4 protein-coding genes and 1 pseudogene are annotated in these 6601 nt (G+C 70.9%); 1 reads left to right on the forward strand and 4 read right to left on the reverse strand.

What is annotated here, in order from left to right; all coding sequences use genetic code 11:
• Nucleotides 1-3389, reverse strand: a 3389-nt coding sequence (locus VGW35_13335) for an indolepyruvate ferredoxin oxidoreductase family protein (protein ID HEV8308639.1), incomplete at its 3' end; no start/stop codon positions are given.
• A 1322-nt stretch (nucleotides 3390-4711) separates the two neighbouring features.
• Here VGW35_13335 and VGW35_13340 point away from each other — a divergent pair.
• Nucleotides 4712-5212 (forward strand): RidA family protein, encoded by a 501-nt coding sequence (locus VGW35_13340; GenBank protein ID HEV8308640.1) that lies wholly within the window; start codon nucleotides 4712-4714, stop codon nucleotides 5210-5212.
• Between the two features lie 137 nt (nucleotides 5213-5349).
• Here the strand turns inward: VGW35_13340 and VGW35_13345 are convergent, their stop codons facing one another.
• The 3 genes and pseudogenes from VGW35_13345 to VGW35_13355 all read right to left on the reverse strand — a co-directional run bounded on the left by VGW35_13345 (nucleotide 5350) and on the right by VGW35_13355 (nucleotide 6601).
• Nucleotides 5350-5850, reverse strand: coding sequence for a type II toxin-antitoxin system RelE/ParE family toxin (locus tag VGW35_13345; GenBank protein HEV8308641.1), 501 nt, complete (start codon nucleotides 5848-5850; stop codon nucleotides 5350-5352).
• A 3-nt stretch (nucleotides 5851-5853) separates the two neighbouring features.
• Nucleotides 5854-6129: a type II toxin-antitoxin system Phd/YefM family antitoxin gene (locus tag VGW35_13350; protein HEV8308642.1), complete on the reverse strand. Its 276-nt coding sequence runs from the start codon at nucleotides 6127-6129 to the stop codon at nucleotides 5854-5856.
• 255 nt (nucleotides 6130-6384) lie between these two features.
• Nucleotides 6385-6601, reverse strand: a pseudogene (locus tag VGW35_13355) (transposase zinc-binding domain-containing protein).

The following is a 6601-nucleotide window of genomic DNA, read 5'->3' on the forward strand; positions in this document are numbered from 1 at the left end:
GCCTCCACGAGGCTCCGGTACCAGGGGACGAGGCGCCGCTCCTCGCGTCGCACGCCCGCGTAGCCGAAGACGTCCCAGGCCGTCCCGCGCAGCCTGCGCACGCCTCGGAGGAGACGCAGCGCGGGAGTGAACCAGGGGCCGAAGGCGAGCTTCCGCCGGAGGCCGAGCGCGCGGAGCAGCGGCGGATGGAAGTGGTAGACGAGCCGGCGCGGCGCGACGAAGAGGCGGCGGGCCTGGGCCTGGAATCCGGGCTTGAGATGCAGCCGCGCGACCTCGTACTCGTCCTTGTAGGCCATGAGCTTGTAGAGCGAGCGGATCACCGCGTGGGTGATCTCCGCCTGCGCCCCGACCGCCACCCGCTCGCGCGCGGCCACCTCCAGGACGAAGTCCACGTAGGCCTCGGGATACCGGACGTCCTGGTAGTCGATCAGCTCGGCGACCCGGATCGCCAGCAGGCGGCGCGCCTCCGCGTCCAGGTGCGCGCAGCGCTCGAGCAGGGAGACGTAGGCGTGCGCGTCCTTTCCGGCGAGGCGCGCGAGCACCCCCGCCCGCTCATCCTCGAAGGTGCGGGGCGGAGGCTCCACGAGCGCACGGACGCGCGCGGGATCGGTGAAGGCCAGACGCCCGTAGCGGAACGCCTGGACGTTCTGGTCCACCTGGACGCCGTTCAGGCGGATCGCGCCCTCGATGCTCCCCGCCGAGAGCGGCAGCAGCCCGGCCTGATAGGCCACGCCGAGGGCCACCAGGTTCGTGGCCATGTAGTCGCCGAAGAGCGCCTCGGCAACCCGGCGCGCCTCCACGGAGACCCGGCGGGCCGGGTCGGTCACGCTGGCGATGGCGGCCGTCATGGCCTCGACCGGCGGCGTGAAGTCGACGTTCCGCACCATCTCGCCGCTCGGGAGAAGCGACGCGTTGATCACGACCGCCGTGCGGGCGGGGTCGCAGCGGTCGAGGTTCGGGCGGGTGGCCGCCGCCATCAGGTCGAAGGCCAGGTAGAGGTCGGCCTGACCCGCGCCGACCTTGTTGGCCCAGAGAGACTGGTCCGGCACGGCAATGACCAGGCTGGAGAGGACGGGCCCCCACTTCTGGGCGGCGCCCGTCTGGTCGTAGCTCAGCACCCGCCGGCCGTCGATCAGCGCGGCCTGGCAGAGTAGGGCGTTCACCGTGATGACGCCGGTGCCGCCGACCCCCGGGATGTAGATGTGATAGGGCCGGTCGCCTCGCGGCCGGCGCGGCGGCTCGGGGATCGCCTCCTCCCCGAGGACCGGCGGTGAGGGCCGGCGGTAGCCGGTCCCCTCCCGGGTCTCCACCGTGACGAAGGACGGGCAGTCGCCCGCCAGACACGAGTAATCCTGATTGCAGGAGGAGGCGTGGATCTGGGTCTTGGAGCCGAACTCGGTCTCCACCTTGTGGAGAGACATGCAGTTGGTCACGACCCCGCAGTGCCCGCAGTTCTCGCAGACCTCCTCGTTGATCACGACGAACCGGTTGGGAACGGGCAGCGTACCCCGCTTCTGCCGGCGCCGTCGCTCGTTCGCGCAGAGCCCGTCGTAGATGAACACGGTGACGCCGGGCTCGGCGGCGAGCTCGCGGAGGACCCGGTCCTGCTCGGTGACCGGGTAGACCCGCGCGGCCGAGGCGAGCCCGGCGCGCCGGTAGGCCCCCGGGGTCTTGGTGACGACGGCGATCCGCCGAACGCCCTCGGTCTCCAGGAGCCGCGTCAGCTCGGGGATGGGCTTCCCGCCGACCATCTCCTGGGCTCCCGTGTTGGCGACGTAGCCGTTGTAGAGAATCTTGAAGGTGATGTTGACGCCCGCCGCCACGCAGAAGCGGATGTTCAGGTAGCTCGAGTGGAAGAGCGAGCCGTCCCCGACGTTCTGGACCATGTGGCGGCGGTCGGTGAAGGGGGCGAGCCCGATCCACGGGAGTCCCTCGCCGCCGAGCTGCGTCATCGAGACGATGTGGCGCTCGGGCTGCTCGATGATCGAGGCGAAGGAGTGACAGCCGGGGCTCCCCCACGCCACCTGCCCCTCCAGGAGCCGGGTCGAGATGTTGTGCGGGCAGCCCGAGCAGTAGTTGGGCGTCCGCCCGGGCAGCGCCTCGTACGGGCGGGCCCGGATCGCCCGCAGCTCGGCCAGGCGGCCCTCGATCATCGCGCGGAGGTCCGGATGGTCCTCGGCCCGGCGGAGGAGCCGCAGCCCGAGCCGTTCCGCGACGAGATCGCTGTCCAGGCCGCCCTGAATCGGGAACAGGGGGGCGCCCGTCTCGTCGAACTTCCCGACCACGCGGACCCCGCGGGGGAGGCCGCAGAGCGCTTCCTTCACCTGGGCCTCGAGGAAGCCTCGCTTCTCCTCGATCACCACGATCTCCTCGAGGTCGCGGGCGAAGTCCCGCACCCGCTCGCCATCCAGGGGATAGATCAGGCCCACGCGGAGGAGCCGGATCCCGAGGCGCCCGAGGCCCGCGTCGTCGAGGCCCAGGTCGCGGAGGGCCTGGCGCGCGTCGGCGTAGCTCTTGCCGGCCGTCACGATGCCGAGGCGATCCCGTGGCGAGTGCACCTCCACGCGGTCGAGTCCGTTGGCCCGCGCGTAGGCGACCACCGCCCGGTGGCGCCCGTAGTAGAGCTGGCGCTCCGTCTCGATGTTCGTGCCGGGGAAGAAGGTGAAGTCGGTCGACTTCGTGAACGGCCGGCCCTCGATCGAGAGCTCGGGGATGACGATCCGCGGCCGGTCGGGGGCGACTTCGACAGTCGCGCCGCCGTCGGCCAGCTGTCCCACCAGCTTCATGGCCACCCAGCAGCCGCTGAAGCGGGACAGGGCGATCGCGTGGAGGCCCAGCCCCAGGAACTCACCGGTCGAAGCCGGGTACAGGATCGGCATGCCGTGGCTCACGAAGGCGTAGTCGTCCTGGTAGGGCATGGTGGAGCTCTTCGCCTCGTGATCCTCGCCGGAGAGCACGACCACCGCGCCGTGCCGGCTGGTGCCGGCGAAGTTCCCGTGCTTGAGCGCGTCGCCGCTCCGGTCCACGCCCGGCCCCTTCCCGTACCAGAGCGCCACCACGCCGTCCCACCGAGCGTGCGGATAGTGGTCCAGCATCTGGGTCCCACTGATGGCGGTGGCGGCCAGCTCCTCGTTGGCGCCCGGCACGTGCACGATGTCGTGCTCGGTGAGGAGTTTCCCCGCCTGACGGAGGGCGAGATCGTACCCGCCGAGGGGCGACCCAGGATAGCCGCTGATGAAGGTCCCGATCCGGAGTCCCGCCCGGCGGTCCCGCCGGTTCTGATCGATCGGGAGGCGGACGAGCGCGTGGAGCCCGCTCAGATAGACCACACCCTCCTCGCGGAGGTAGCGGTCCTCCAGCATGATTCCTGTCCCCGTCCGCCCCGTCATGGCTCTCCCGGTGAGAGGTTTCCTCATCGCGCCGGCTGCGCCTATTATGGCCGGTCCGAGCCAGAGTTCCAACCGGCCGGCACTGCCATCACCTGTCGGGACCGCGACTCAGCCGCGCCATGCGCGCCGCCGAGCACGTTGACCCCTCTGCGTCCCGACCCCTGGCGCCGCGGCTTCGGGTCGGTTATCCTCGCCGTGATGCGAACGCGGGCGTCCCGCGACACACATGGCGCGCGGGAGACGGACGGGTCGTCCCGAAGGGTTGGCGCTCGATCAGCAGGCCTTGCGTACGTCCACATGGCCAGGGGTCTCGCGTGAGTGCTCGGACCACACCCGAGCGAGCGCGGTAGGCTCGAACCCGCGGCCTCCTGCGTGACGCCGGCGCTCGAGACTGCGCGCCCTCGCGCGGGGGCGTGGTTCATCCGGTAGCCGAGGGTCCCGCGTGCAGTGTTCCCGGTGCGGGCAGGACAACCCAGCGCCCGCGCGGTTCTGCATGGCGTGCGGGACGGCTCTCGTCGGCATCTGCGCCGGGTGCGGCACCGCGCTTCCGACCGGCGCCGCGTTCTGCTCCGCCTGCGGCCAGCCCGTGGCCGCGCCCGCCGCCGGCCCGTTTCCGTCGCCCGGGACCTACACCCCCAAGCACCTCGCCGAGAAAATCCTGACGTCGAAAGCCGCGCTCGAAGGCGAGCGGAAGCAGGTCACCGTGCTCTTCGCCGATGTGAAGGGCTCGATGGAGCTCTTGGCCGACCGCGATCCCGAGGAAGCCCGGAAGCTGATCGACCCGGTCCTCGAGCGGATGATGGAGGCGGTCCACCGGTACGAGGGGACGGTCAACCAGGTCATGGGGGACGGGGTCATGGCGCTCTTCGGGGCTCCCCTCGCCCACGAGGACCACGCCGTCCGTGCCTGTTACGCTGCGCTTCGGATGCACGAGGCCCTCGCACGGTACGCCGCGGACCTGCGTCGAAGCCACGGTGTCGACGTCCAAATCCGGGTCGGCCTCAATTCGGGGGATGTCGTGGTGCGGGCCATCGGCAGTGAGAGTCCGGGCAGAACTCCCGCTCGCCGAGTATCCGCTCGAGCGGCGCGGGCGGGACCCACGCGCTCCAGGCCACCTCGCTCGTCTGGTGGCGGATCGGCCGTCCCAGCGCACCTCGTACACGGCGCCCCACGCCTGCCCGCCGGGTTCCCGGTACCGGTGCCGGAACAGAGTCTCGCAGTCCTCGCCGCTACCTTGCCCAGATCCGGGGAGAGGTCTTGTCGAGGAGCGGGTAAAATGCCCCCGGAGCGGCGACCCTCTTCGGTGGATCCGGAGGTGCGCCATGCGGGTCGAGAAGAAGCTAGAGGCGCTCGGACTGGTGCTGCCGGCACCGTTCAAGGCGCCTCCCGGCCGAAGCGTCGCGGGGCGATGGGTCCGGGTGCGCGGCGACCGCGCGTACATCGCCGGCCACTGCCCGCAGAACCCAGATGGCTCGATCGCCGAGCCGCTGGGCAAAGTCGGCGCCGACCTCACCCTCGAGGAAGCCTATCGGGCGGCCCGCCTGACTGCGCTCTCTATTCTCGGCAGCCTGAAGCGCGAACTGAGCGACTTGGACCGGGTCAGCGCGTGGCTGCGGGTCCACGGCATGGTGAATACGGTCCCCGGCTTCAGCCTGATAGCGCCGGTCATGAATGGGTTCTCGGACTTGGTCCTCGAGCTCCACGGCCCGGACGCAGGACACCATGCCCGCTCGGCGGTCGGGGCGGTGTCGCTCGTGTGGAACGTTCCGATCGTGATCGAAGCCGAGGTGGAGATTCGTGGAGCCGTAGCTGGCGAAGCGTGACGTCGCCGCCATGGGGTCGAGCTCGTGCCGTCCGCGGTCGAGCCGAAGCCTCTGACCCTGGTCGTGGACCAGGTCCCCCTGGAGGCGTTTCTCCGTCGCGTCCTCGCGGCCCTGGACCTGGCGGGCTTTGCCCTGGTCTACGCCTCGGTCGCCGTCCTGAAGCTCGGCCGCGACTCCGGCAGGATGGTCTGCCCGGGGCTCCCCAGCGTGATCGACTCGGCCTCCGCCCGCCGAATGAGGGAGGGCACGCGGCGGGGGGCGCTCGGGCTGCGCGCGGCGGCGGCCGGCGTCCCGGATCTCTCGGGTGTCAGATGCTCCCGGCGGCCTGGCTCCCGGGGAAGCCCGCGCGACCCCCGAGGTCGTGCCGGGCGCTGGGCACCGTGCCACACGGCGACGATCCACACCGTCTTTCCCTCGGCTCGATAGAAGAACCGATACGGCCGAACGATGACCTCGCGGTACGGAAGATCCGGAAACTCCGGAATGATCCTGCCCGACCGCGGAAAGCGTTCGAGTCGCCGCAGGAGTCGTTCCGCCTGCCGCCGGAACCCCCGGGCCGCTCCCGGGTCGGCGCTCCGGATGTAGGCCACCGCGGCGAGAAATTGCGCGCGGCCGGAGGGCGTGAACCGGACCTCCACCGCTCAGTCCTTGGCGAGCAACTCATCGGCCTCCGCCAATACGCTGTCAAGGTCGTAGCCCTCACCCGCCGCGATTTCCCGCTCGCCTCGGGCGAGCAGGCGCAGGAGCTGCCGTTCGTGCTCCGCGCGCTCGTAGGTCTCGACGCTGACCAGAACCGCCGCCGCCCGTCCTCGCTGCGTGATGACAACCGGCTGGCGCGACTCTCGGGCCCGTTTCAGCGCCGCCGCCGCGTCTTGCCGCAAATCGGTGATGGGGATGATGTCGGGCACCTTGACCATGGAACACCGCACCTCCAACGGTACATTAGAGCGTACTCCTAACGGCTCATTGAAGCAAGCTGGATCCGCCCCATGCCGCCGCTGGGTGCCTGACAGCATGGCCGCCACCCCCGATCGGCGACAAGCGGGTGACGCACGCGTTCTGGCTCGAGGGCGGGGCCTCGCGCCTCCTCTGTGACGGCATCCTCCGCGCCGCTACCGGGACTCCGCCACGCACCCGACGCCCTGGCGCCGAACCAGGTGTACGAGCTGCGGGTCGAACAGATGGGCGGCGCGCTCGGTCATCCGCCGGCCCCCGCAGCTGGGCAGAAGCCCCGGCCCCTTGCAGGAAAACGGCACCAGACGCTCGAACGCGCAGCCGTCACAGCGGACCCGGGCGAAGCCGTGAGCCAGGATGCCGCAGCGGAGGTAGGCCTCAAATTCGCGCCGGATGATCCCACGCCAGCGGCCCGAGGAGTTGGGGCTCGGACGT

This window comes from Candidatus Methylomirabilota bacterium, assembly GCA_036005065.1.
Lineage (GTDB): Bacteria > Methylomirabilota > Methylomirabilia > Rokubacteriales > DASRDR01 > DASYQW01.

What these genes read in the sequence shown, in the direction of transcription:
- VGW35_13350 (HEV8308642.1), bottom strand. Translation starts at nt 6,129, where the DNA reads ATGGTCAAGGTGCCCGACATCATCCCCATCACCGATTTGCGGCAAGAC.
- VGW35_13340 (HEV8308640.1), top strand. Translation starts at nt 4,712, where the DNA reads ATGCGGGTCGAGAAGAAGCTAGAGGCGCTCGGACTGGTGCTGCCGGCA.